The organism is Blautia sp. AF19-1 (assembly GCF_003479155.1).
In the GTDB taxonomy this organism is placed as follows: Bacteria; Bacillota; Clostridia; order Lachnospirales; family Lachnospiraceae; genus Fusicatenibacter; species Fusicatenibacter saccharivorans.
Map to the genome: position 1 here is coordinate 118,775 of NZ_QUGQ01000006.1, position 21,609 is coordinate 140,383.

Genomic DNA, 21,609 nt, shown 5'->3' on the forward strand with positions numbered 1-21,609 from the left:
AATTTTCGGCACGCTTTCTGAAAGAAAGGGGAAAAATAAGATGAATCCATTCGAATTTTCGATTCCACAGAATATTATTGTCGGAGCAGGAACGCTTGCCAAACTGCCGGAGTGTGCCAAGAAGATGGGCGGAACCCATGCGATGATTCTTTCCGGTCCTACCCTGAAAAAAATGGGCGTTGTGGATAAAGCAGCGGACAGCCTGAAAGCGGCAGGCATCGCAGCCGATATTTTCACAGATATTGAGGCGAATCCGTCTGTGACGACAGTAGAAAAAGCAACCGAGAGCTATCTTGCTTCCGGCGCAGACTTTCTCGTAGCACTCGGCGGCGGTTCTCCGATGGATGTAGCAAAGGCCGTCGGTGTGACGGCAAAATACGGCGGAAGCATTACGGAATACGAAGGCGCACACAAAGTGCCGGGAAAAATTGTCCCGCTGATTGCCATTCCGACGACTGCGGGAACCGGCTCCGAGGTGACCGCATTTTCCGTGATCACCGACCACAGCAGAGATTACAAGCTGACCGTATTTAGCTATGAACTTCTTCCAGAGTACGCGATTCTCGATCCGGAACTTTTAACTTCCGCTCCGGCATCCGTTGCGGCAGCGTGCGGTATTGATGCTTTTATCCATGCGGAGGAGGCTTATATTTCCACAGCCGCATCTCCGTTCTCCGATGCCATGGCAGAAAAAGCGATGGAATTGATCGGTAAAAATATCCGCCGTTTCGTGGCGCGCAGAACCGATCTCGAAGCCGCAGAGGCGATGCAGACCGGTTCGCTGTTCGCGGGTATTGCATTTTCCTACGCAAGACTTGGAAATGTCCATGCAATGAGTCATCCTGTGAGCGCCTTCTTCGATGTGCCGCACGGCGTGGCAAATGCCGTTCTGCTTCCGGTCATCGCAGAGTACAATGCACTGGCAGACCATGGAAGATATCTGAAGATCTACAACTACATCAGCGAAATCCCGGCATACGCCGATGAATTTGAGCCGATGATGCTGGTCGGCGCGATCCGCGAGCTGACCGCAGCCATCGGAATCCCGGCCAGCCTGACCGATGCGATCCGCCAGGCGGCAAAGGGAAAAGAAGTGACAGCAGAGGAGATCGAGAGCAAAATCGTGCCGATGGCGGTAGATGCGATGAAGAGCGGAAACATCGCCGTCAACCCGAGAGCGTCCCGTCAGCAGGACATCGAGGCGCTGTACCGGAAAGCACTGTAGGAGAGAAATCTAATATAGATATAGAAGAAACCGTAAAGGGCGATGCTGTGAAAAGTATGTACAGCATCGTCCTTTTTCTGCTTGTATTCCGAAAATATGTGCTGTAAAATAAATTTATCGTGCTGTTCTTACAAAACAGAGCAGCGAGGGGTGGATTTTTTTATTAAATCTTACTATTGGAGGAAGCAAAACATGGAAAATAATGTATTGCAGCAATTAAAAGAAAATATCGCAAAGGTCATGATCGGAAACGAGCGCACGATCGAGCTTGTCCTGACCTGCCTTGTTGCCAAAGGTCATATCCTGCTCGAGGATGTCCCAGGGACAGGAAAAACGGTCATGGCGAAATCCCTTGCGAAATCCGTCGAGGCAGAGTTCGGCCGCATCCAGTTCACACCGGACTTACTGCCGTCCGATGTTACCGGTCTCAATTATTTTGATGCCAAAAGCGGAGAGTTCGTCTTTTCGAAAGGCCCTGCCTTCTGCAACATTCTGCTTGCCGATGAGATCAACCGTGCAACGCCGAAGACGCAGAGCAGCCTTCTCGAGTGCATGGCTGAACGCCAGATCACCGTGGACGGTGTGACACGGCCGCTCGAGGAGCCGTTCCTCGTCATCGCCACGCAGAACCCGCTCGAGACGCTCGGAACCTTCCCGCTGCCGGAGGCGCAGATGGACCGTTTTTTAATGAAACTTTCGATGGAAGCATTAAGCCCGGCGGAAGAGACGCAGATGATCGCCCGTTTCCTGACCGAGGAGCCGCTCGCCGAGCTGTCGTCTGTCTGCCCAAAAGAAGAAATCCGTACCCTGCAGGAGGCGTGTAAAGAAGTCTACCTGCATCCGGAACTGGTACAGTATCTCGTCCGCATCGTACAGGAGACGAGAGTCAACAGCAAGATTGCAAGCGGTGTGAGCCCGCGTGGAACACTCGCATTTTTACGTGCCGTACAGGGCCACGCGCTGGTGCAGGGACGAAACTACGTTGTGCCGGAGGACTTCAAGACCGTGGCTGTTCCGGTACTCGCACACCGTCTCACCATGCAGATCGGCGCAGACGACGGAAGAGCCGCAGAATCGGTGATCGAGGAAATTTTAAACCGCATCGATCTGCCGACCGAAAACTGGTCAGGAAGGTAACGGACTATGCTTCTTTTATTACTATTTGGAATGGCGCTCGCCTGGTTTCTGCAGAAAAAGCTGTACCAGAAAAACTGGCAGAAAAATCTGAAAATCCAGGTCAGCTTCCAGGATTCCGCGATCTATGAGGGCGAGGAGAGTACGTTAAAAGAGGTCATCGTAAACGACAAACTGCTGCCGATTCCGGCACTCGAGCTTGGCATTTCGATGAGCCGCAATCTGGAATTCGACCGCGAGGCAAAAGCAAACGCGAGCATCACCGACCAGAGCTACAAACGCGATGTCTTTTCGTTCCTGTTTCATCAGCAGATCACGAGAACACTGCCGTTTCAGGCGAAAAAACGAGGATTCTACGAGATCACCGGTGCGCATGCCGTAGCGTACGATCTTTTTTTCCGGGAGGGTCTTTACAGCGATTACCCGCAGCAGACACAGATGTACGTTTACCCGCGCCAGGTCGATACTGCACGGATTCAGATGATCTGCCGTGCCGTGTCGGGCATGGTTCTGTCACGGAATCGCCTGTACGAGGACCCGTTTGAATTTTCCGGTATCCGCGATTACCGGAAAGAAGACCCGATGAACCGCATCAACTGGAAATCGTCGGCACGGATGGGAGATCTGATGGTCAACCAGTTTGACGCGACGACGAGCGTGGAAGTTACGGTGCTTCTCGATATCGAGGACGCCAACATTCTGCGCGAGGAAGCGCAGGTCGAGGAGAGCATCCGCATCACGTCTTCGCTTGCGGCGCGGATGGTGAAAAACAAGATGAATCTGTGGGTGAAGAGCAATGCGAAAGATGAGGAGACCGGCGAGGAGCTGCGTGTCCATCTGGCAGCGGGCGCCGGAAAAACAGCGGAGCTGAACCGGAAACTGGCGTGCGTGCAGCTTGGGGGCAATCTCACAGGCAGCGCGGAGTTTCTGCACAAAGAGGCGGAAAAAGAGCTCACCGGCCACACCTACGTTGTCGTATCCAAAAACAGAACCGATGAGGTCCGTGAGGCGCTTCATCTGCTCTCCGGTGCGCAGAACCAGGTGCTGTGGGTGATTCCGTATCTGCCGGGCGAAGAAGTTCCGTCGGAGCAGAACCGTGCGTACACCGCAATCGGCTGGGAGGTGAAACCATGGAAATAAAAAAGACACCGGTACAGATCCCGCTGACCTGGCTTCATGTCTGGCTTTTATTCGCCGGCATCTATGGCTTTGCCGCCGGTTTTCTGGAGCTGACGGGAAGGGAGGCGCTGTATTTCTGCGCCATATCCTTATTGCTGCTGATTCCGGCCGCCGCAAGCTGGATTCTGATCCGGAAAACGAAAGCACTCTGGCAGTTTCTGCTTGGCGGAATTGCGGTCTGCGCGGTGACGTATCTGGCAGCGAAATTTTTCTGTTCCCTGTTCAGTGTGCAGGCGGCAGCGGTAATTGAAGCGGCTGTGGCGGCAAACGATGGAAAAAACAAGTTTGAGAACGGTATTTCTCCTGCATTTCTGGAGAGCCTTTCCGGCGTGATGACGGGTCTTATGGCCGCTGTGATTTTCCTGATCCGCGGCTATGTCAGAATCCGCAAAGGCCAGTTAAAGAAAGCAGCGCAGGAACTGCCGGCCGGCTCAATGCCGCTGGCGGATATGGAAGTGTGGGAGATCCCGACGCTCCTCGATGAGCCAAAGCCCCTTCATTTTCTCTGGTTTATGATACAGTATGTGATCGGTGTGCTGATGAAAATGCCGTTCTACTGGCATCTGATCTACTGGTTTTTCTTTGCAGATGTATTCCTGTGCTTCTTCTGCCAGTACCTCGACGGCATGCACGGGTTCATCCGTGACCATCAGAAAATCGCCAATCTCCCGGTGGAGATGATGCAGCGGACGGGAAAACTGATCCTGAAAATTGCAGTACTCCTTCTGGTACTGTTCGTGCTCCCATCGGCGCTCTACGGAAAGGATCCGATTGCGGAGGCGATCGCAGGTTATGAGCCGAAAGAGCTGGAAAGCGATCTTACGATCGAAACACCGGAGGTCGAGGCGCCGCAGGGCATGGAGCAGGCCGATCTGTCCGATATGCTGGGGGACAAAGAGTACAAACCGATGCCGCAGTGGATCCAGAATCTTTTTACGGCGGTCATGTATCTTGTGATGGTTGCCGTCGGAATCGCGGTTCTGCGGGCGATTTACCAGAGCGTAAAAAATGCGGGAAAAGCCTTCTCAGAGGATGAGGAGGACGAAGTTCTCTTCCTGCATCAGGGAAACGACGAACGGGAAAATCTGCCGTGGCGGCGGGAAAAGAAAGAGGGCTATCTCTCCCCGAATATGCGTATCCGCCGGCAGTATAAAAAAACGATCAAAAAAGCCGGAAAATACCAGCCGACCGGAGCCGAAACCCCGGCGGAGCTGGAAGAGAGAAACGAGCTTTCCGGCGACAGCATGAGACGGCTGCACGACGGCTATGAAAAAGCCCGTTACAGCCGCGAGGGCTGCACAAAAGAAGAGGCGGAAGCGCTGCGGAACTGATTTAAAACCAGTTCCCGGCAGCGGTCCACAGCCAATAGAGAAAGCCGAGCAGCCAGCTTGCAAAGACACCGTACAGAATGACAGGTCCGGCGATGGTGAAAATTTTCGCACCGATGCCGAAGACCTGTCCTTCTTTTTTATATTCAATCGCAGGAGCTGCAACCGAGTTGGCAAAGCCGGTGATCGGGACGAGCGCACCGCAGCCGGCAAAGGTGACGATTTTCTGATAGATGTTGAGGCCGGTTAAAATCACACTGCTAAGGATCAGAATCAGCGAGCACCAGGAGCCGGCGTCATCTTTGCTGAGCGAGAACTGCGTTTTGCCGATATGGAGCAGAATCTGCCCCACGACACAGATCAGACCGCCGACGATAAAGGCTTTTGCCATATTGCAGAAGAGATTCTGCTTTGGCGTCACCTCTTTGACAAACTGTTCGTATTCTTTTTTTGCCCGTTCACTTTTTAAACTCTGCATCACATCTTACCTCCAGTTCTTATTGAAATCCATTTGCAAAATAATAGAGAGAGCCCGCGATTTTCCCTGCCGCCATGCAGAGAATTACAAACGACAGTCCGCGCGTCAGTCCGATCCGGCGGCAGAGGATCGAAAACAGGTTGACGACTTCGCCGAGCGCGATGATCCAGCTTCCCAGATAAATGCCCGCAAAAAGCCAGAACACACCGGCCGTCCAGGAGGGCAGGGAAAACGAGAAGGTGCCAAGCGAGAAAAGATCGCCGAACAGCGCCCCGGCCATACAGCAGCATTCGTAAAAACGCAGGCTCTCTGCTGTCTTTGTGATGCCGGCGTACCGTGTCACGATGCCAAGGCCGATCACAAGCGCGACAAGGCCGCTCGCGATGAAAAAGCCAAGGCTAAGACCGGCTGTGATCAGCAGGATCTCTGGCAGGATTCGCATGAAAAGCCTCCTTTCCTTTACCGGAGCGGTCGTTCTGTTCGATAATGGTCGTATCGATATCATCCTCGTAGACCCGCATTTCCACCTCGAGCGGCGTCGGGTCCTGCGTGAATTTCCGCCGTCCGAAATGGTTGAAATAGAGCACGACGCCAAGGCCGATGCCGATGGAATATGAAATTTCCAGCACCGAAAATCCGGGCGTCATCTGCGGGAGAAAACGGGTGTAAACATCCAAAAACAGCTCGCGGACGCCGATGTCGGTGTGGAAGGTCATAATGGAAAACGCAGTTCCGATAAACGTAAGGATGCCGACCAGAATCGTTTTGCACCAGCTGATCCAGGTGTTTTTCTGACGCGGATCCTCGTACGTTAAAATAAAATTCGGCTCGCCGATGTGGGTGACATCGACGTGCTCCTCGGCCTCCGTGACGAGGCGGACGAGGGTGGAGGCGGAGCAGACGTAGCGTCCGTATCCGTCATCGGGAAGATGCGCCACGCGGCGGACCTGATTGCGGGCGAGGACAGCGCCGTCTGAACAGGAAAGCTGCGCCACATCGCCGAGCGTCACGACGGGACTGGTGATTTTGATATTCCGCTCCGTCTGAAGATACAGCATTTCACTCATGAAAAACATTCCTCTAAAAGTTTCTGAAACAGGATTTTTGTGCTACAGCGTACAGAGTTCCCTAAAACAGGAAAATCATGCGTAAGAATGGAAAAAACGGAAATACTGAAGGTCAGAAATGGTAAGACGCAAAATAAGAAAACGGAGGAATTTGCCGATGAGACAGATGACAGGAAAGCAGAGCATCTCGTTTGCCAAAGCCGTCTATATCGAGGGCAGCGCGGCGATTGTAGGAGAAAAGGAAAAGGATGGACCGCTGGGCGAATACTTTTCGCACACGCTTTCGGACCCGATGTGCGGGCAGGAGAGCTGGGAGGAGGGCGAGAGTGAACTGCAGCTTGCCACCGCGAAGCTGGCAATGCAGAAAGCCAATGTGAGGCCGGAGCAGATCCGCATGATTTTTGCGGGCGATCTTCTGGCACAGTCAATCGCATCATCGTTCGGCCTGGTGGATCTGAACTGCCCGCTCTACGGCCTGTTCGGTGCCTGCTCGACGATGGGAGAGGCGCTTTCGCTTGGCGCGATGGCAGTCGCGGGAGGATACGGTGACCGGGTGCTGGCGGTGACATCGAGCCACTTTGGAACGGCGGAGAAGGAGTTCCGTTTTCCGCTCGCCTACGGAAACCAGCGCCCGCCGTCCGCGAGCTGGACGGTGACGGGAAGCGGCGCGTGTGTGCTTGGAAAAACGAAGAGCAGAGTGAAAATCACGGGCGCTACGACGGGAAAAATCATTGATTACGGGCTGAAAGACAACCAGAACATGGGCGCCTGCATGGCCCCCGCTGCGTGCGATACGATTGCACAGAACCTCGTCGATTTCAACCGGGAACCGGCCGATTACGACCGCATTGTGACGGGAGATCTCGGCGTTGTGGGGCGGGAAATTCTGCTGGAGCTGCTGAAGAAAAAAGGATACGATATCTCGGAACAGCACAGTGACTGCGGCATGCTGATCTTCGATCCGGCAAAACAGGACACCGGTGCGGGCGGAAGCGGCTGCGGCTGTGCGGCATCGGTGCTGGCGGAGTATCTGCTGCCGAAGCTGGAAAACGGAGAGTGGAAGAGGATTCTGTTTGTACCGACTGGTGCGCTGATGTCGAAGGTCAGCTTTCAGGAGGGCAGCAGCGTGCCTGGTATTGCACAGGCGGTTGTAATCGAGCGGGAGGAGGATGTGTAAAATGGGAACGTTTATGGAATATTTCAATGCCTTCTGGGTCGGCGGCCTCATTTGTGCCCTGTGCCAGATTCTGCTCGACCGCACGAAAATGCTACCGGGAAGAATTATGGTAACGCTTGTGTGCACGGGCGCGGTGTTGAGCTTTCTGGGACTCTACGATCCATTTGCAGAATACGCCGGGGCAGGCGCGTCGGTGCCGCTGCTCGGATTCGGGCATCTTTTGTTTCAGGGAGTAAAAGATGCCGTAAAAGAAAGCGGATTTTTAGGATTGTTCCAGGGCGGATTAAAGGCGGGGGCTGTCGGAACATCAGCGGCGTTGATTTTCGCGTATCTTGCAAGCTGGATTTTCCAGCCGAAGATGAAAAAATAGCAGGTGAAAAATTGCGCAGAAGCAGGCGGAATGATATAATAAAGAAAAATGCCGCAGAAAAAAGCAGAATCGCAGCGGCAGGACGAATACAGAAAAAGCGGGTGTTTTGCGGAAAAAACATCAAAACACCCGCGACAGGAAGAAAGGAAGTCTGCAATGAAGACAAGAGAAGAAGCGCTATCCTATGGCCTTTCCTTCCCGGACACATATCAGGAAGCGCCGTTTCACGATGACAACTGGCAGCTCATCCGCGTGAAAGGAAGCAAAAAGGCATTTCTGTGGGTCTATGAAAAGGACGGAATCATTCAGCTGAATGTAAAAGCAAACCCGGAATGGCGGGACTACTGGCGCGATGCATTCGCGTCAGTTATCCCGGGATATCATCAGAACAAAGAACATTGGAACACGATTCTCCTCGACGGAACCGTACCCGATGACGCTGTGCGTACCATGATCGCCGAGAGCTACGACATCATCACGGACAGCCCGACCAAAAGAATCTATGAGGCGGTAAAGCAGATTCCGCGCGGAAAAGTGGCGACATACGGCCAGATAGCAGCGCTTGCAGGCGAGCCGAAGATGGCGCGTGCCGTGGGAAACGCCTTACATAAAAACACAGATCCGGAGCACATTCCATGCTACCGTGTGGTAAACTCCAAAGGCGAACTGGCCGCGGAATTTGTCTTCGGCGGCGCCGGGAAACAGGCGGATATGCTGGAGGCAGACGGCATTGTGCTGGAAAACGGCCGCGTCAATTTAAAGAAGTACGGCATCAACGTGGAAGAGATGCTGGCACAGCGGGAGCTGGAGCAAAACTGAAAAAACAGGATGCACAAAACAGCGAAAGACCGGAACGGCAGAGGAAAATGTCCGTTTCGGTCTTTCATTATGTTTGGCTTATAAAATTAGAAAATACAATTATTTCGCATTGAATACATACTTATCCATACGGTCAAATGCCTCTTTCACAAGCACATGCGGCAGTGCCAGATTCAGGCGGATCGCATACGGTCTGTGGAACGGCCGTCCGTCCTGCCAGATCACGCCGACAGCAACACCGGCTTTCAGCAGCGTATCCATATCGGTATCATGCTCCTTGCACCACTCCTCGCAGTCGAGGTACAGCATGTACGTTCCTTCTGGTTTGGAAAGCTTCACGCCCTTGAAATGCTCGAGAATGTAGTTGTACGCATAATCCGCATTCGATTTCAGCACTTCGCGCAGTTCATCCACCCACTGGTATCCCTCCGGCCGGTAAGCGCCGATCAGCGCATGAACAGAGAGTACGTTCGGAGAATTGTAGTGAGAAAGGGACGAAGCCTTCTCCACACGGTCGCGCAGCAGGCGGTTGTAGATGATGTGGTAGGAGCCTACAAGGCCAGCCAGGTTAAAGGTCTTGGACGGTGCATAAAGTGCGATGGTGCGCTCGCGTGCATCCTTCGAAACGGACTGCGTCGGGATATGTTTGAAGCCCGGCAGTGTCAGGTCAGACCAGATCTCATCGGAGATGACAACGCATTCATTTGCTTTGTAAATTTCCATCGCCTTTTCAATTTCCTCGCGCTCCCAGACACGGCCTGTCGGGTTGTGCGGAGAGCAGAAAATCGCGAAATGAATGTTGTGTTCTTTTAACTTGCGGTCCATATCGGCGTAGTCCATACGCCATACGCCGTTCTCATCCTGAACAAGATCGGAGAGAACGATATTGCGTCCGCAGTTCTCAAGAACACCGGTAAAACCGATGTATGTCGGGGAATGCAGAAGAATGGATTCGCCCGGGGATGTAAAAGCGGCAGCAGCCGAAGCAACACAGCCGAGCACGCCGTTCTCATAGCCGATCGCCTCACGCGGCAGATCTTCCACACCGTTGCGCTCTTTCTGCCAGCGGATGATGCTGTCAAAATATGCATCCGGCAGATTAAAGTAGCCAAAATGCGGTTCGTTGACTCTCGCGTGAATTGCTTCCTGAATGGTCGGAAGAGACGGGAAGTTCATGTCGGCCACCCACATCGGGATGCGGGAGAAGCCCTCTTTGACTTCCGCACCCGGAATCGGGATCTGATCGACAGCGATCGAATCGTGGCCGCTGCGGTTCATCAGAGATGTAAAATCGTATTTCATTGGTAAAAACCCTCCTTTGTGTTTGCTGTGCTCTCGAAGTAAAACCAAAAGCACATGGAAAACCGGATGCAGCTTCCTTTCCTCGCTGAAAGAAAAACCTGCAGCCGGCTGAATACAAATATTATAACACGGAGGGGAATTTTCGTAAACAAAAGAATGCTTTATTCGGCACCATTTATTCCGCGCCGATCCAGTTATCGCGGTTGATTGCTTCCGTGTGGCTGGTGCTTTCGTTCATGATTTTCTGCAGATCCGGCCGGTCATAGTTGACAATGCCCTTTCCGAGATATTCATGGCTGCCGCGCCGGAAGACGCTGACGACATCGCCTTTCTTAAAATCGCCTTCGACTGCCACGATGCCTTTGGGAAGCAGGCTCTTTGCCTGAACAGCAAGTGCTTCTGCGGCACCCTCATCGACGTAGAGGTTGCCCGCACTCGGCGCATAGAATGCCATCCACTGCAGACGCGTTTTCATGTTGTGGCCGCTGGCGGTAAAGTACGTTCCTTTTGCGGTTCCTTTCACCGCACGCACAATGTTGTTTTCCTCCGCCGAGGAGCAGATCAGAACCGGCACACCGGCTCTTGTGGCAAGCGAAGCGGCGGAGAGCTTCGTTGTCATGCCTCCCGTTCCGTTGCCCGATCCCGCACCGCCTGCCGCAGCAGTGAGCTCCGGCGTGATCTCATTTACCACGTCGATATGGCGCGCATTCGGGTCACTCTTTGGATTGGCAGTGTAGAGCCCGTCGATATCGGTCAGCAGAATCAGAAGCGATGCATGCAGCATCGCAGCCACCTGGGCGGAGAGCGTGTCGTTGTCGCCGACCTTCAGCTCCTCAATCGCGATCGTATCGTTCTCATTGATGATCGGAATCGCACCGCGCCCGAGCAGGACGGAGAGGGAGCCGAAGATGTTTTTATAGCGGCGGCGGTCCTCAAAGTCACTGCGGTTCAAAAGAATCTGCGCACACGGAATCTGGTACGCCATCAGATTTTTCGTGTATTCCTCCATCAGAAGGCCCTGGCCGACAGCAGCGGCAGCCTGTTTATCGGCAATTTTCGTCGGCCGTTTTTTAAAGCCGAGACGGGAAAAGCCTGCGGCGATCGCACCGGAGGAAACGAGAATCACATGGTGGCCTGCCGTCTGCAGCGCGGCAAGCTGGGTCGTAATGTTCCGTATTTTTTCAGCATCCATGGTTCCGTCTGAGAGTGTCAGGGAGCTGGTGCCGACTTTCACAACTATCGTCTGTTTTTCCATCATGAAAACCTCAAATGTAAGAAATGATAAGAAACGTTGTTTACGGGTGACAAAACATCAATTACAGACACTTTAACACAGTACTGTGTGAGAGTCAAGAAGATGCGGAATGGTCGTTACATTTTTCGTGAAAGATCTGCAAAAAGATAGAAATTTGTTGCTGGAATTCTGAAAAAGTATGGTAGAATAGAAAACGAGAAAAAGGTGTGTGCAGAAATACATTTTTCCTGAAAAACAAAAGAAGCGGAAAGAAGTCCGGCACACGACGGAGGGAGTCAAAGATGGAGGAAAAAACAGAAGAAAGAGGCAGAGGCTGCATGACAACGTTGTGCTACATCGAAAAGGATGACAGCTATCTGATGATGCACCGCACGGTGAAAAAGAACGATGTCAACAAGGACAAGTGGATCGGCGTCGGCGGCCATGCGGAACTTGGCGAAAGCCCGGAGGAATGCCTGCTGCGTGAAGTAAAAGAGGAAACCGGCTACACGCTGACGAGCTGGCGTTTCCGCGGTCTCGTTACCTTTGTGACAGAGGCAGAAAACAGCAAAACGGTGGAGTACATGGAGTATATGTGTCTCTACACGGCAGACGGATTCACGGGAGAACCGACTGCATGTGATGAGGGCGAACTCGCCTGGGTGAAAAAAGAGGACGTCCTGCACCTGAATCTGTGGGAGGGAGACAAAATCTTTTTCCGCCTTCTGAATGAAGACGAGCCGTTTTTCTCCCTGAAGCTGCGGTATGTGGGCGACACGCTCGCAGAAGCGGTGCTGAACGGAAAACAGATGGAACTTTTTGAGGAGCGCTCAGGCGACGGCACGCCGACCGGAACCATCGTAGAGCGCGGCGTGGCGCACAGTGAGGGACGGTGTCACGGAACGGCACATATCTGGATTGCACGGGCGAATGAGAAGAGCGGCTGTGAGGTACTGCTGCAGAAAAGGAGTGCCTGGAAAGATTCGAATCCGGGCTGCTACGATATTTCAAGCGCCGGCCATCTCTCGGCGGGCGATACGTATTTGGAAGGGGCTCTGCGGGAAATCGGCGAGGAGCTCGGCATCCACGCAGAGGCAGAGGAGCTGAGGGATCTTGGCCTGCTGGAAAAAGTATCACACGGTGTTTTTTACGGAAAACCGTTCCACGATCATGAGGTCAGCGCCGTGTATCTTTACACGAAGCCGGTCGAGGCGGAAAAACTGCATCTACAGGAGTCGGAAGTAGAAGCAGTCCGCTGGATGGATCTCAAAGAGTGCCAGAAGGCGGTAAGAGAAGGAAGCATTCCCAACTGTATTGATATACGGGAACTGGAAATGATTGAAAAAGCGTGGTTCGCCGGAGAAAAAACAAAAGATGAGGCAGAAAAAGAGGCAGCAGCCACCGCTGAAAAATAAAAAGAAATGCATGAAAAAAGTCACCGGTTCGAAATAGAACATGGTGACTTTTTTAGATATCGCGTAAATGAAATTTGTTTTTTTATTTCGCTGCTGCCTTTACCTGGCTAAACAGTCCGGATTTCTGAAGAGCCGGACGCAGTGCCATGTAGATGACAACGGAAGCGATGGTGGAAAGTACGGCGTTGATGGAAGTTGCCGCTACGTTCCAGCTTAAGGTAACCTCTGCTGCCGGTTTTCCAAGAAGAACCAGTTTGTAGAAGTAACCGATGAGCGGATCGAAGATCACATTGAACAGAAGTCCGCCGATGGCTGCAAGCAGTGCCCATTTGAAGATCTGTTTCTGATCGGTCTGCTCGTTGATTTTACCGATTTTGTGTGCGATCAGTCCTGCGATGAGGCCGATGCAGAATTTTAAGATGAAGGTCTTTGGTGCGTATACCACATAGACCGGATCGAGAAGATCTCCGATGGTCATGCCGATCGCACCGCCGATTCCGCCGTAAACACCGCCGAGAATCAGTGCACCGAGCACACAGACAGCGTTTCCGAAATGGATCGAGGTGGCATCTCCGCCTGGCAGCCAGATTTTGAACTGCAGGAAGGTGAAGACAACGTAGGAAAGGGCTGCAAAGACACCTGTCATTGCGATTTTCCAGACTTTTTCATTTTTCATAACAACTCACTCCTTTGGTATCTGGAACTTTCGTTCCTTGATTGCACCCTATTATAGGGAGTGGTGGCATGAAGAAAAAGTTCCAATTCCGGATTTTTTGACCAGACCAGTTATTTCCGGTACGATTTCATTTTTTCGTGTTCTTCTTTTAATTCTCTGTAGAGCTGCAGCGAATTCCACGCCTGGTTCTGCGTTGTGACGATGGCTTTGAGGGCGATCGGCGGCACTTTTTTCCGGCGCATTTCGGTGAGAAAAAGATCGAGTTTCCGCTCGGAAAAGCCGGCCATGACCATCATTGGTTCATCAAATCCGGCGCCGTCATAGGCTTCGGGGGATTCTGCAAATGCTTTATTTCCGGCAAGAAATCCGATCGACTGGAGATACTGTTCCGGTTCCACAATGCGCACGCGGATACCGAGCTTTAAGAGAACCGGCTTTAAAAGCACAGCTGTTTTCGTTCCTTTGATCTGATATAAGAGTACGGTTTCCATGAGAAAAATCCTTTCCACGGGCAGATTTCCGGATCAAATGCGCGGATGCCCAGAACTATGATATAAGAAATGTTTTGGAAAAACAATACTTTTATGGTATCATAGGAACGTACAATTCAGAACACGATAAATTTTGAGATAAAAGAGAAAGGAAACCAATAAAATGTGGATAGCAGATGGATGGAAAGATTATGAAGTGCTGGATACGTCCGGCGGAGAAAAACTGGAGCGGTGGGGAGATTACCTTCTGGTAAGACCAGACCCGCAGGTCATCTGGAACACGAAAAAAGAAAATCCGGGCTGGAAAAAGAAAAACGGTCATTATCACAGAAGCAGCAAGGGCGGCGGAGAATGGGAGTTTTTCCATCTGCCGGAGCAGTGGGAGATCAACTATAAAGACCTGACCTTCCGCCTGAAACCGTTCAGCTTCAAACACACCGGCCTTTTCCCGGAGCAGGCAACGAACTGGGACTGGTTCGGCGATCTGATCCGCCGTGCCAACCGCCCGATTAAAGTGCTGAACCTGTTCGCCTACACGGGAGGCGCAACGCTCGCAGCGGCCGCAGCAGGCGCAAGCGTCACACATGTCGATGCATCCAAAGGCATGGTCAACTGGGCAAAAGAGAACGCTGCCGTGTCCGGCCTTTCGGACAAGCCGATCCGCTGGCTTGTGGATGACTGCACCAAATTTGTCGAGCGCGAGATCCGCAGAGGTAACCACTACGACGCGATCATCATGGACCCGCCGTCCTACGGAAGAGGACCAAAGGGCGAGATCTGGAAAATCGAGGAGTCGATTCATCCGTTCATCAAGCTCTGCACGCAGCTCTTAAGCGATGACCCGCTGTTCTTCCTTGTGAATTCTTACACGACAGGACTTGCACCGGCTGTCCTGACGTACATGATTTCCCTGGAATTAAAACAGTACAAAGGCCACGTAGAAGCACAGGAAATCGGCCTTCCGGTCAAGTCGACCGGCCTTGTTCTGCCGTGCGGTGCATCGGGAAGATGGCAGTCTGACAACGTTTAAAACATCTTTTGGCAGCGGACGTATGTCCGTCATACGAAAAACATTTGGCTGAATTGCAGGAAATGAAGTATAAAACTGCAAAAAGTGGGATAAAATGCCGAAAAGTGCATAAAACATGCAAGTTCTCCTTGACAGAAACTCATGATCTGGTAAAATGGTCTTTAGTTGAGCAAGAAACCTGAAAAACGGGTAAGGAAAGTACAAGGGAGGACATTTCATGAAACCGTATATCGAATGGACCAAAGAAGAATTAGTTGCCGAGAAAGCCAGACTGGAGCAGGAATTTGCAGATGTAAAAGCAAAAGGCCTCAATCTGAATATTTCCAGAGGAAAACCTGCAGCAGCCCAGTTAGATCTCACGGAAGGAATGCTTACCGTTCTCTCGAAAAATGAAGACACCTTCGCAGAAGATGGAACCGACTGCCGGAACTACGGCGTGCTGACCGGTATTCCGGAAGCAAGAAAACTGATCGGAGATATCTGTGAGGTTCCGGCGGAAAACGTCATCGTTTACGGAAACGCCAGCCTTACCATTATGTTTGATACCGTAGCACGTTCGTTCCTGAAGGGCGTTGCAGGCTGCACTCCGTGGAACAAGCTGGACAAAGTAAAATTCCTCTGTCCGGTACCGGGCTATGACCGTCACTTCGGTGTAACCGAGTACTTCGGCGTTGAGATGATCAATGTTCCGATGATGCCAGAAGGACCGGACATGGACATGGTAGAAAAACTCGTTGCAGAAGATGACGCCATCAAGGGAATCTGGTGTGTACCGAAATACTCCAACCCGCAGGGCTACACCTACTCCGATGAGACTGTCAGAAGATTTGCAAACCTGAAACCGGCAGCCAAAGACTTCCGTATTTTCTGGGATAATGCTTATATCATCCATCACCTGTATGATGACAGACAGGATCACCTGCTGAACATCATCGAGGAGTGCGAGAAAGCCGGAAATCCGGATATGGTCTATGAGTTCGTATCCACCTCGAAAGTAAGCTATCCGGGAGCCGGAATTGCAGCTCTCATTTCTTCTGAGGCAAACATCAAAGAGGCACAGGAGTACATGAACTTCCAGATCATCGGTCATGATAAACTGAATCAGCTGCGCCATGTAAAATTCTTCCAGAACCTGGACGGCGTGATGAATCAGATGAAAAAGCATGCTGAGATCTTAAGACCGAAATTCGAGGCAATTCTGCAGGTAATGGATCAGGAGCTGAGCGGCCTTGGCATCGCTTCCTGGACAAAACCGAACGGCGGATACTTCATCTCCTTCGATGCGATGGAGGGATGCGCAAAGAAGATCGTTGCAAAGGCAAAAGAGGCCGGTCTTACCATGACAGGCGCGGGCGCAACGTATCCATATCACAACGATCCGCAGGATTCCAACATCCGTATTGCACCGTCCTTCCCGACACCGGAAGAGCTGGAAATCGCAGGTCAGGTATTCGTGCTGAGTGTCAAACTGGTCAGCGTGGATAAGATTCTGGAAAGCAAATAACAGATAAGTAAAAATACAAAAGCCGGATTCTCCCGGGGGACACAGTTTTTGTGAACTCTGGTGTGGGAGTTCCGGCTTTTTTCTATATAGAAAGTTAAAAAGAAATTTTCTATGGGACAGAAAGGAAAAACATGAAAAAGAAAGTAATAGGAATTGCCGCAGGACTCATACTCCTTGCGGCCGCAGGCGGTTACGCGGGCGTGGGGCATTACTATGCATCCCACTTTTTCCCGAAAACCGCGATCAACGGACTGAACTGCGCAGGGCTGACCGCAGAGCAGGTCAAAGAGGAAATTCAGAAGCACATTGTGGATTATACACTTGGCATTACCGAGCGCGGTGGAAAAACAGAGACATTAAGCGGCACGGAGATCGGCCTCACGTATGTGGACGACCACGCGGTGGAAAAACTGCTGGAGTCCCAGAATACTCTTGCATGGCCTGCATTCTATTGGAAAGAGAAAGAAAACCAGGTGGCGGCGGACTCTGTCTATGACAAAGAAATGGTGCAGGAAAAACTGCAGACGATGGAAGGGTTTCAGGAAGAACAGCAGGAAGCGCCGACGGATGCGTATCTGACGGATGACGGAACCTCGTACGTCATTGTGCCGGAAACAGAGGGCGCGCAGGTGGACTATGAGAAGGCGGAGCAGGCTGTCATCGAGGCGCTGGATGCCGGAGCGGCGAGCGTGGATCTGGAAGAAAAAGATGTTTACCGGAAACCGGGCATTACGCAGGATGATGAAGCATTGAATAGGGAAATGGCGGAACTGAACCACCTGACAGCGGCGCGGATCACGTATGCAATCGGTGAAAACAGCTATGCCATAGACCGGGCAACCTTACAGAGCTGGCTCGTACAGGGGGAAGATGGAACCTACACGATTTCGCAGGACGAAGCGGCAGCTTTTGTGCGCCATATGGCGTATGAGACGGACACCTTCGGGCTGGCGCATACCTTCAAAACGAGTCTTGGCGCGACCATTAACCTGAATGCGGGCGGCGATTACGGCTGGTGCATCAATAAGGAGGAGACGATGCAGGCACTTCTGCAGGCGATCGAGGACGAAACACAGGGAAATCTCGACCCGGTTTACCTCTATACGGCCAATGACCGCTCGGCAAATGATATCGGAAATACATACGTCGAGGTGTGCATTTCCCAGCAGAAAATGTGGTGCTACAAGGATGGCGTTCTGGTGACGGAAACACCGGTCACAACGGGCAATCATGCGACGGGCTATGATACACCGGCGGGCAGCGTCTGGGCAGTGGATGCGAAGAAAAGTGACTGTGATTTCAAGCTCTATCCGAGCCATGTCATGTTCTGGCTTCCGTTTAACGGCGACGTCGGAATCCACGATGCGAGCTGGCGTACCGAGTACGGCGGGGACATCTATCTGACGAACGGATCCCACGGATGTGTGAATACTCCATACACAGAAGCAGAAAAAGTGTTCAATGCTATTGAAATTGGTGACCCGGTTATCGTATACTATAGCCTGGACGATGTAACAGGGCCGCAGCCCACACAAAAGAACAGTCTATAAAGATAAAGGAGATTAAAATAGATGAAGATAGTAGTATTAGCTGGAGGAACCAGCACAGAACGTTCGGTATCCATCACTTCCGGAACTATGGTATGTAAGGCACTCCGCGAGAAAAATCATCAGGCAGTTCTTGTTGATATTTTCTGCGGGATCGAAGTGAACGGAAATCTGGAAGAGGCATTTGCAGAAGAGAACTATGATGTAGACAAAGCAGCAGAGTACATGCACAGCTTTGATGAAAAATTAGATGAGATGATCGCATCCCGCCGCAGATTCTTTGGCAGAAACGTGCTGGAGCTCTGCGAGGCAGCAGACGTTGTTTTCCTTGCCCTGCACGGCGCAAACGGAGAGGACGGAAAGGTACAGGCAACGTTTGATCTGCTCGGCATTCCGTACACCGGAACCGGCTATTTAAGCAGTGCCCTTGCGATGGATAAATCCATCACCAAACAGTTTTTCCGTGCACACAACGTGCCGACCCCGAACGGCGTTACCCTGAAAAAAGGCCAGGAGAGCGAGCCGCTTTCCAGCTTCGGACTGGAGCTTCCGGTTGTTGTAAAACCGTGCTGCGGCGGATCCAGCGTCGGTGTTTATATCGCGCATACGAACGAGGAATACTGGCAGGCCATGAAGGATGCTTTCTCCTATGAGCCGGAAGTTGTTGTTGAGGAATATATTGAGGGAAGAGAGTTCTCTGTCGGTGTTGTAGACGGAAAAGCATATCCGATCATCGAGATCGCGCCGATCGAAGGCTTTTATGATTACACGAACAAATACAAAGCCGGAGCTACTGTTGATACCTGCCCGGCCGTACTGACGGAGGAGCAGACGAAAGAAATGCAGAAGCACGCAGAGGACGGAGTAGCTGCCCTTGGTATCGAAAATTACTGCCGTCTTGATTTTATGATGCGCAAAGACGGAAGAATGTACTGCCTCGAGGCAAATACCCTCCCGGGCATGACGCCGACGAGCCTTCTGCCGCAGGAGGCGCAGGTACTCGGCATTTCCTATCCGGAACTCTGCGAGCTGCTGATCCAGCTTTCTCTCAGAAAAAGAGGTAACAACGCATGAAAAATATGACACTTGCGCACATCACAGAGGTGTGCGGCGGAATCTACTTCGGACCGGAAGAAAAGAAAACAGCGGAAGTCACGGATATCGTGACGGACAGCCGGAAAGCGGGAGAGGGAAGCCTCTTCGTTGCAATTCCGGGTGAGCGTGTGGACGGCCATAAATTTATCCCAAATGTGGCTGCTCAAGGCGCACTTGCTGTCATTTCCGAGCAGAAACTTGAAACACCGCCATGCCCGTATATCCTCGTGAAGGATTCCATGGAGGCCATTAAAGCAATGGCAGAATACTATATGCAGCAGCTCAATATTCCGGTTGTCGGCATTACGGGAAGCGTTGGAAAGACCAGCACAAAAGAGACGATCGCGTCGGTGCTGGCGCAGAAATACTGTGTGCTGAAAACGGATGCGAACTTTAACAATGAACTGGGACTGTCACTTACTGTTTTCCGCCTGCGCGAGGAGGATGAGATGGCGGTTCTCGAGATGGGAATCGACGATTTCGGCCAGATGCACCGTCTGGCGAAGATCGCGCGCCCGGAGACTGCAGTCATCACGAATATCGGCTGGTGCCATCTGGAAAATCTGAAGACGCGAGATGGTATTTTACAGGCAAAAACCGAGATCTTTGATCATCTGCGTGAGAACGGGCACATTATCATCAATGGGGACGATGATAAGCTGTCTACTGTTGGAACGGTTCACGGCATCAAGCCGGTTCATTTCGGATTGGATGAAAAGAACGAATATTATGCCGATGAGATCGAGAGCCAGGGCTTCCGCGGCATTTCCTGCCGGATTCATACCCCGCAGGGGAGCTTTTCTGCACTGATTCCGATTCCGGGACGCCATATGGTTTACAATGCGCTGGCCGGAACCGCAGTCGGATGCATGTACGGGCTGACGCTGGAGCAGATCAAACAGGGAATCGAGACACTGCAGTCGGTGAGCGGAAGATTCCACATCATCGAGACAGGAAAATACACCGTTGTCGATGACTGCTACAACGCAAACCCGGTTTCGATGAAGGCATCTCTCGATGTTCTGAAAGAGGCGAAGGGAAGAAAAGTGGCCGTGCTCGGCGATATGGGCGAGCTCGGAACCGATGAGGCAGCACTCCACGCCGAAGTCGGCACACACGCCGGAATCTGCGGCATTGACGCCCTCTACTGCGCGGGACCGCTCTGCGAATACCTTGCGAAAGCAGCAAAAGAGGCAGACCCGCAACTGGAAATCCGCCACTTCGCGGACCGCGAGAGCCTGATGGCAGAACTGCCGAAGCTCTTACAGGATGGAGATCAGATCCTTGTGAAGGCATCGCATTTTATGGAATATGGAAAGATTGTGGAGATGCTTGAAACAGCACAGAAATTATGATAAAATTTTAAATTGGAAAGTACCCATGACAGGGTGGTAGCCTCCCGAGCCAATGAATACATAGGAAGGGAGGTGGCGTAAATGACAGCATACGAAATTATTATGGTTTTTCTGGGAATCTTAGCTTTACTGATTTCCTTCGGAGGCTTCATCATTGCGTTGCTTACCTTTCTCGATAAGAGAAATAAGCGAAAATAAAAATGCCTACCCCGTCGGCAAACGGGATAGGCGGTGTTCGTAAGAACATTTAACCATTTTCTCGAGAGCATCCACTTTGGAGTGGGTGCTTTCTTTTTATATATTTATTATATCGCAGGGGTCTGGCATTTTCAAGCATTTTCTTTCAATTGTTCTAACAGAATATTTTTCGTATAATTTCCAATTTCTTTCTTTTCTTCCTTCGTAAGCTCACCCGGAATAATCGGTTTTCCGTATGTCACGGTAACGTGTGTACCGCGGATCTTCGGGAAATGTGATTCCAGAATTTCTCTGGATCCGGAAATCGAAAGCGGAATGATCGGGCAGCCGGTTTTCATTGCCATCTTGAATGAACCGTTGTGGAACTCGCCGAGCTCCAGCTCGCTCTCCGTCTTGCCGCGGGTGCCCTCCGGGAAGATACAGATGGAAGTGCCGCTCTTGATCTCCTCACATCCGGAGAGAATCATCTGCAGACCCTGCTTGATGTCGGAACGGTCGAGAAACAGGCAGTGGATGAGATCCATCCAGTTCTTTAAGAGCGGAATGCGCGCCAGCTCCTTTTTCGCTACGAATCCGCAGGAACCCGGAACCGTTGTGTAGGTTACGAGAATATCAAAATAGCTGCGGTGATTGCCGATGTAGAGAACGGCACGATCCTTCGGAACATTTTCCTGCCCTTCCACTGTGACCTTCGTGCCGGCGAAAAACAGAATCACGCGGAAAATCCAGCGGATCAGCGCACGGCTTACCTTGTCACAGACCTCCGGCTTTTTCTTCCGGATCAGAAGCAGAACAAGAAGCACCGGGATCGACAGAATCAGATACAGAAAAGCGGTCAGAATGACCAGAATAAAACGAAGCATGAATCTTTTTCTCCTCTTGGTAAAAATAGTGATATTCAGTTATTGCGTACTTTTCAGTATACGTCATATATGGGGCGGGTTGCAATAACTTTCGTCTTTTTCGGAAAAAGATTTTGCGTCAT

General features: G+C 51.7%; 22 protein-coding genes. 14 read left to right on the plus strand and 8 right to left on the minus strand.

Annotated features, from left to right (window positions below; translation table 11 throughout):
• Positions 1 to 40 precede the first annotated feature (40 nt).
• The 4 genes from DWX26_RS05715 (at position 41) to DWX26_RS05730 (ending at position 4,869) form a co-directional block, all read left to right on the plus strand.
• A complete protein-coding gene (locus DWX26_RS05715) occupies positions 41 to 1,225 on the plus strand; it encodes an iron-containing alcohol dehydrogenase family protein (RefSeq protein ID WP_117509895.1) in 1,185 nt (394 codons plus the stop codon).
• Between the two features lie 192 nt (positions 1,226 to 1,417).
• Complete coding sequence (locus DWX26_RS05720; protein ID WP_117509836.1) at positions 1,418 to 2,362, plus strand: AAA family ATPase; 945 nt, start codon at positions 1,418 to 1,420, stop codon at positions 2,360 to 2,362.
• A 6-nt stretch (positions 2,363 to 2,368) separates the two neighbouring features.
• On the plus strand, positions 2,369 to 3,499 hold the full coding sequence (locus DWX26_RS05725; protein WP_117802355.1) for a DUF58 domain-containing protein: 1,131 nt from the start codon (positions 2,369 to 2,371) through the stop codon (positions 3,497 to 3,499).
• Positions 3,490 to 4,869 (plus strand): DUF4129 domain-containing protein, encoded by a 1,380-nt coding sequence (locus DWX26_RS05730; RefSeq protein WP_118601050.1) that lies wholly within the window; start codon positions 3,490 to 3,492, stop codon positions 4,867 to 4,869. The genes DWX26_RS05725 and DWX26_RS05730 overlap by 10 nt, the downstream gene beginning before the upstream one ends.
• A 1-nt stretch (position 4,870) precedes the next feature.
• On the opposite strand, the gene spoVAC is transcribed toward DWX26_RS05730, so the two are convergent.
• The 3 genes from spoVAC to DWX26_RS05745 are packed head-to-tail and all read right to left on the minus strand — an operon-like array spanning position 4,871 to position 6,411.
• Positions 4,871 to 5,344, minus strand: coding sequence for a stage V sporulation protein AC (spoVAC, locus tag DWX26_RS05735; protein ID WP_022461770.1), 474 nt, complete (start codon positions 5,342 to 5,344; stop codon positions 4,871 to 4,873).
• A 19-nt stretch (positions 5,345 to 5,363) separates the two neighbouring features.
• A complete protein-coding gene (locus DWX26_RS05740) occupies positions 5,364 to 5,786 on the minus strand; it encodes a stage V sporulation protein AB (protein WP_243030554.1) in 423 nt (140 codons plus the stop codon).
• Positions 5,743 to 6,411 (minus strand): stage V sporulation protein AA, encoded by a 669-nt coding sequence (locus tag DWX26_RS05745; RefSeq protein WP_055219984.1) that lies wholly within the window; start codon positions 6,409 to 6,411, stop codon positions 5,743 to 5,745. Before DWX26_RS05745 ends, DWX26_RS05740 begins: the two co-directional genes overlap by 44 nt.
• Before the next feature lie 157 nt (positions 6,412 to 6,568).
• Here DWX26_RS05745 and spoVAD point away from each other — a divergent pair, with 157 nt between their 5' ends.
• The 3 genes from spoVAD to DWX26_RS05760 all read left to right on the plus strand — a co-directional run bounded on the left by spoVAD (position 6,569) and on the right by DWX26_RS05760 (position 8,777).
• The gene (gene spoVAD, locus DWX26_RS05750) at positions 6,569 to 7,588 is read left to right on the plus strand and encodes a stage V sporulation protein AD (RefSeq protein WP_055219982.1); all 1,020 of its coding nucleotides are present in this window, start codon (positions 6,569 to 6,571) and stop codon (positions 7,586 to 7,588) included.
• A 13-nt stretch (positions 7,589 to 7,601) separates the two neighbouring features.
• A complete protein-coding gene (locus DWX26_RS05755; RefSeq protein ID WP_055220161.1) occupies positions 7,602 to 7,958 on the plus strand; it encodes a SpoVA/SpoVAEb family sporulation membrane protein in 357 nt (118 codons plus the stop codon).
• Positions 7,959 to 8,114: 156 nt separating this feature from the next.
• Positions 8,115 to 8,777, plus strand: a complete 663-nt coding sequence (locus DWX26_RS05760) for a methylated-DNA--[protein]-cysteine S-methyltransferase (protein WP_055220159.1) — start codon at positions 8,115 to 8,117, stop codon at positions 8,775 to 8,777.
• Between the two features lie 99 nt (positions 8,778 to 8,876).
• On the opposite strand, the gene DWX26_RS05765 is transcribed toward DWX26_RS05760, so the two are convergent.
• Together DWX26_RS05765 and proB are read right to left on the minus strand one after the other, a co-directional pair.
• The gene (locus tag DWX26_RS05765; RefSeq protein WP_118601051.1) at positions 8,877 to 10,079 is read right to left on the minus strand and encodes a MalY/PatB family protein; all 1,203 of its coding nucleotides are present in this window, start codon (positions 10,077 to 10,079) and stop codon (positions 8,877 to 8,879) included.
• A gap of 175 nt (positions 10,080 to 10,254) precedes the next feature.
• Positions 10,255 to 11,337: a glutamate 5-kinase gene (gene proB, locus DWX26_RS05770; RefSeq protein ID WP_226906324.1), complete on the minus strand. Its 1,083-nt coding sequence runs from the start codon at positions 11,335 to 11,337 to the stop codon at positions 10,255 to 10,257.
• Between the two features lie 278 nt (positions 11,338 to 11,615).
• Between proB and DWX26_RS05775 the strand changes: the two genes are divergently transcribed.
• Positions 11,616 to 12,728, plus strand: a complete 1,113-nt coding sequence (locus DWX26_RS05775) for an NUDIX domain-containing protein (RefSeq protein ID WP_082424949.1) — start codon at positions 11,616 to 11,618, stop codon at positions 12,726 to 12,728.
• A gap of 82 nt (positions 12,729 to 12,810) precedes the next feature.
• Here the strand turns inward: DWX26_RS05775 and DWX26_RS05780 are convergent, their stop codons facing one another.
• Entirely contained in the window at positions 12,811 to 13,404 is a 594-nt protein-coding gene (locus tag DWX26_RS05780; RefSeq protein ID WP_022461779.1) for an ECF transporter S component, read from the minus strand.
• Between the two features lie 110 nt (positions 13,405 to 13,514).
• Positions 13,515 to 13,895, minus strand: coding sequence for a DUF3783 domain-containing protein (locus tag DWX26_RS05785; protein WP_055219975.1), 381 nt, complete (start codon positions 13,893 to 13,895; stop codon positions 13,515 to 13,517).
• Between the two features lie 163 nt (positions 13,896 to 14,058).
• Here DWX26_RS05785 and DWX26_RS05790 point away from each other — a divergent pair, with 163 nt between their 5' ends.
• From DWX26_RS05790 to DWX26_RS17095, 6 genes are all read left to right on the plus strand, one after another.
• On the plus strand, positions 14,059 to 14,925 hold the full coding sequence (locus DWX26_RS05790) for a class I SAM-dependent methyltransferase (RefSeq protein ID WP_022461781.1): 867 nt from the start codon (positions 14,059 to 14,061) through the stop codon (positions 14,923 to 14,925).
• Between the two features lie 217 nt (positions 14,926 to 15,142).
• Positions 15,143 to 16,429, plus strand: coding sequence for an aminotransferase (locus DWX26_RS05795; RefSeq protein WP_118601052.1), 1,287 nt, complete (start codon positions 15,143 to 15,145; stop codon positions 16,427 to 16,429).
• 131 nt (positions 16,430 to 16,560) lie between these two features.
• The gene (locus DWX26_RS05800; RefSeq protein WP_118601053.1) at positions 16,561 to 17,979 is read left to right on the plus strand and encodes a L,D-transpeptidase family protein; all 1,419 of its coding nucleotides are present in this window, start codon (positions 16,561 to 16,563) and stop codon (positions 17,977 to 17,979) included.
• Between the two features lie 21 nt (positions 17,980 to 18,000).
• Positions 18,001 to 19,050: a D-alanine--D-alanine ligase family protein gene (locus tag DWX26_RS05805; RefSeq protein ID WP_118601054.1), complete on the plus strand. Its 1,050-nt coding sequence runs from the start codon at positions 18,001 to 18,003 to the stop codon at positions 19,048 to 19,050.
• The gene (locus DWX26_RS05810; protein WP_118601055.1) at positions 19,047 to 20,426 is read left to right on the plus strand and encodes a UDP-N-acetylmuramoyl-tripeptide--D-alanyl-D-alanine ligase; all 1,380 of its coding nucleotides are present in this window, start codon (positions 19,047 to 19,049) and stop codon (positions 20,424 to 20,426) included. Before DWX26_RS05805 ends, DWX26_RS05810 begins: the two co-directional genes overlap by 4 nt.
• A gap of 81 nt (positions 20,427 to 20,507) precedes the next feature.
• Positions 20,508 to 20,624, plus strand: coding sequence for a putative holin-like toxin (locus tag DWX26_RS17095; protein WP_226906323.1), 117 nt, complete (start codon positions 20,508 to 20,510; stop codon positions 20,622 to 20,624).
• A gap of 131 nt (positions 20,625 to 20,755) precedes the next feature.
• Here the strand turns inward: DWX26_RS17095 and DWX26_RS05815 are convergent, their stop codons facing one another.
• Positions 20,756 to 21,487, minus strand: coding sequence for a lysophospholipid acyltransferase family protein (locus tag DWX26_RS05815; protein WP_118601056.1), 732 nt, complete (start codon positions 21,485 to 21,487; stop codon positions 20,756 to 20,758).
• Between the last annotated feature and the right edge of the window lie 122 nt (positions 21,488 to 21,609).

Bases quoted from the DNA above. Each gene is read 5' to 3' on its own strand.
- spoVAD (WP_055219982.1), top strand. From the start codon at position 6,569: ATGAGACAGATGACAGGAAAGCAGAGCATCTCGTTTGCCAAAGCCGTC.
- DWX26_RS05805 (WP_118601054.1), top strand. From the start codon at position 18,001: ATGAAGATAGTAGTATTAGCTGGAGGAACCAGCACAGAACGTTCGGTA.
- spoVAC (WP_022461770.1), bottom strand. From the start codon at position 5,344: ATGCAGAGTTTAAAAAGTGAACGGGCAAAAAAAGAATACGAACAGTTT.
- DWX26_RS05810 (WP_118601055.1), top strand. From the start codon at position 19,047: ATGAAAAATATGACACTTGCGCACATCACAGAGGTGTGCGGCGGAATC.
- DWX26_RS05745 (WP_055219984.1), bottom strand. From the start codon at position 6,411: ATGAGTGAAATGCTGTATCTTCAGACGGAGCGGAATATCAAAATCACC.
- DWX26_RS05725 (WP_117802355.1), top strand. From the start codon at position 2,369: ATGCTTCTTTTATTACTATTTGGAATGGCGCTCGCCTGGTTTCTGCAG.
- DWX26_RS17095 (WP_226906323.1), top strand. From the start codon at position 20,508: ATGACAGCATACGAAATTATTATGGTTTTTCTGGGAATCTTAGCTTTA.
- DWX26_RS05795 (WP_118601052.1), top strand. From the start codon at position 15,143: ATGAAACCGTATATCGAATGGACCAAAGAAGAATTAGTTGCCGAGAAA.
- DWX26_RS05765 (WP_118601051.1), bottom strand. From the start codon at position 10,079: ATGAAATACGATTTTACATCTCTGATGAACCGCAGCGGCCACGATTCG.
- DWX26_RS05790 (WP_022461781.1), top strand. From the start codon at position 14,059: ATGTGGATAGCAGATGGATGGAAAGATTATGAAGTGCTGGATACGTCC.
- proB (WP_226906324.1), bottom strand. From the start codon at position 11,337: ATGATGGAAAAACAGACGATAGTTGTGAAAGTCGGCACCAGCTCCCTG.
- DWX26_RS05730 (WP_118601050.1), top strand. From the start codon at position 3,490: ATGGAAATAAAAAAGACACCGGTACAGATCCCGCTGACCTGGCTTCAT.
- DWX26_RS05760 (WP_055220159.1), top strand. From the start codon at position 8,115: ATGAAGACAAGAGAAGAAGCGCTATCCTATGGCCTTTCCTTCCCGGAC.
- DWX26_RS05755 (WP_055220161.1), top strand. From the start codon at position 7,602: ATGGAATATTTCAATGCCTTCTGGGTCGGCGGCCTCATTTGTGCCCTG.
- DWX26_RS05775 (WP_082424949.1), top strand. From the start codon at position 11,616: ATGGAGGAAAAAACAGAAGAAAGAGGCAGAGGCTGCATGACAACGTTG.
- DWX26_RS05720 (WP_117509836.1), top strand. From the start codon at position 1,418: ATGGAAAATAATGTATTGCAGCAATTAAAAGAAAATATCGCAAAGGTC.
- DWX26_RS05815 (WP_118601056.1), bottom strand. From the start codon at position 21,487: ATGCTTCGTTTTATTCTGGTCATTCTGACCGCTTTTCTGTATCTGATT.
- DWX26_RS05715 (WP_117509895.1), top strand. From the start codon at position 41: ATGAATCCATTCGAATTTTCGATTCCACAGAATATTATTGTCGGAGCA.
- DWX26_RS05785 (WP_055219975.1), bottom strand. From the start codon at position 13,895: ATGGAAACCGTACTCTTATATCAGATCAAAGGAACGAAAACAGCTGTG.
- DWX26_RS05780 (WP_022461779.1), bottom strand. From the start codon at position 13,404: ATGAAAAATGAAAAAGTCTGGAAAATCGCAATGACAGGTGTCTTTGCA.
- DWX26_RS05740 (WP_243030554.1), bottom strand. From the start codon at position 5,786: ATGCGAATCCTGCCAGAGATCCTGCTGATCACAGCCGGTCTTAGCCTT.
- DWX26_RS05800 (WP_118601053.1), top strand. From the start codon at position 16,561: ATGAAAAAGAAAGTAATAGGAATTGCCGCAGGACTCATACTCCTTGCG.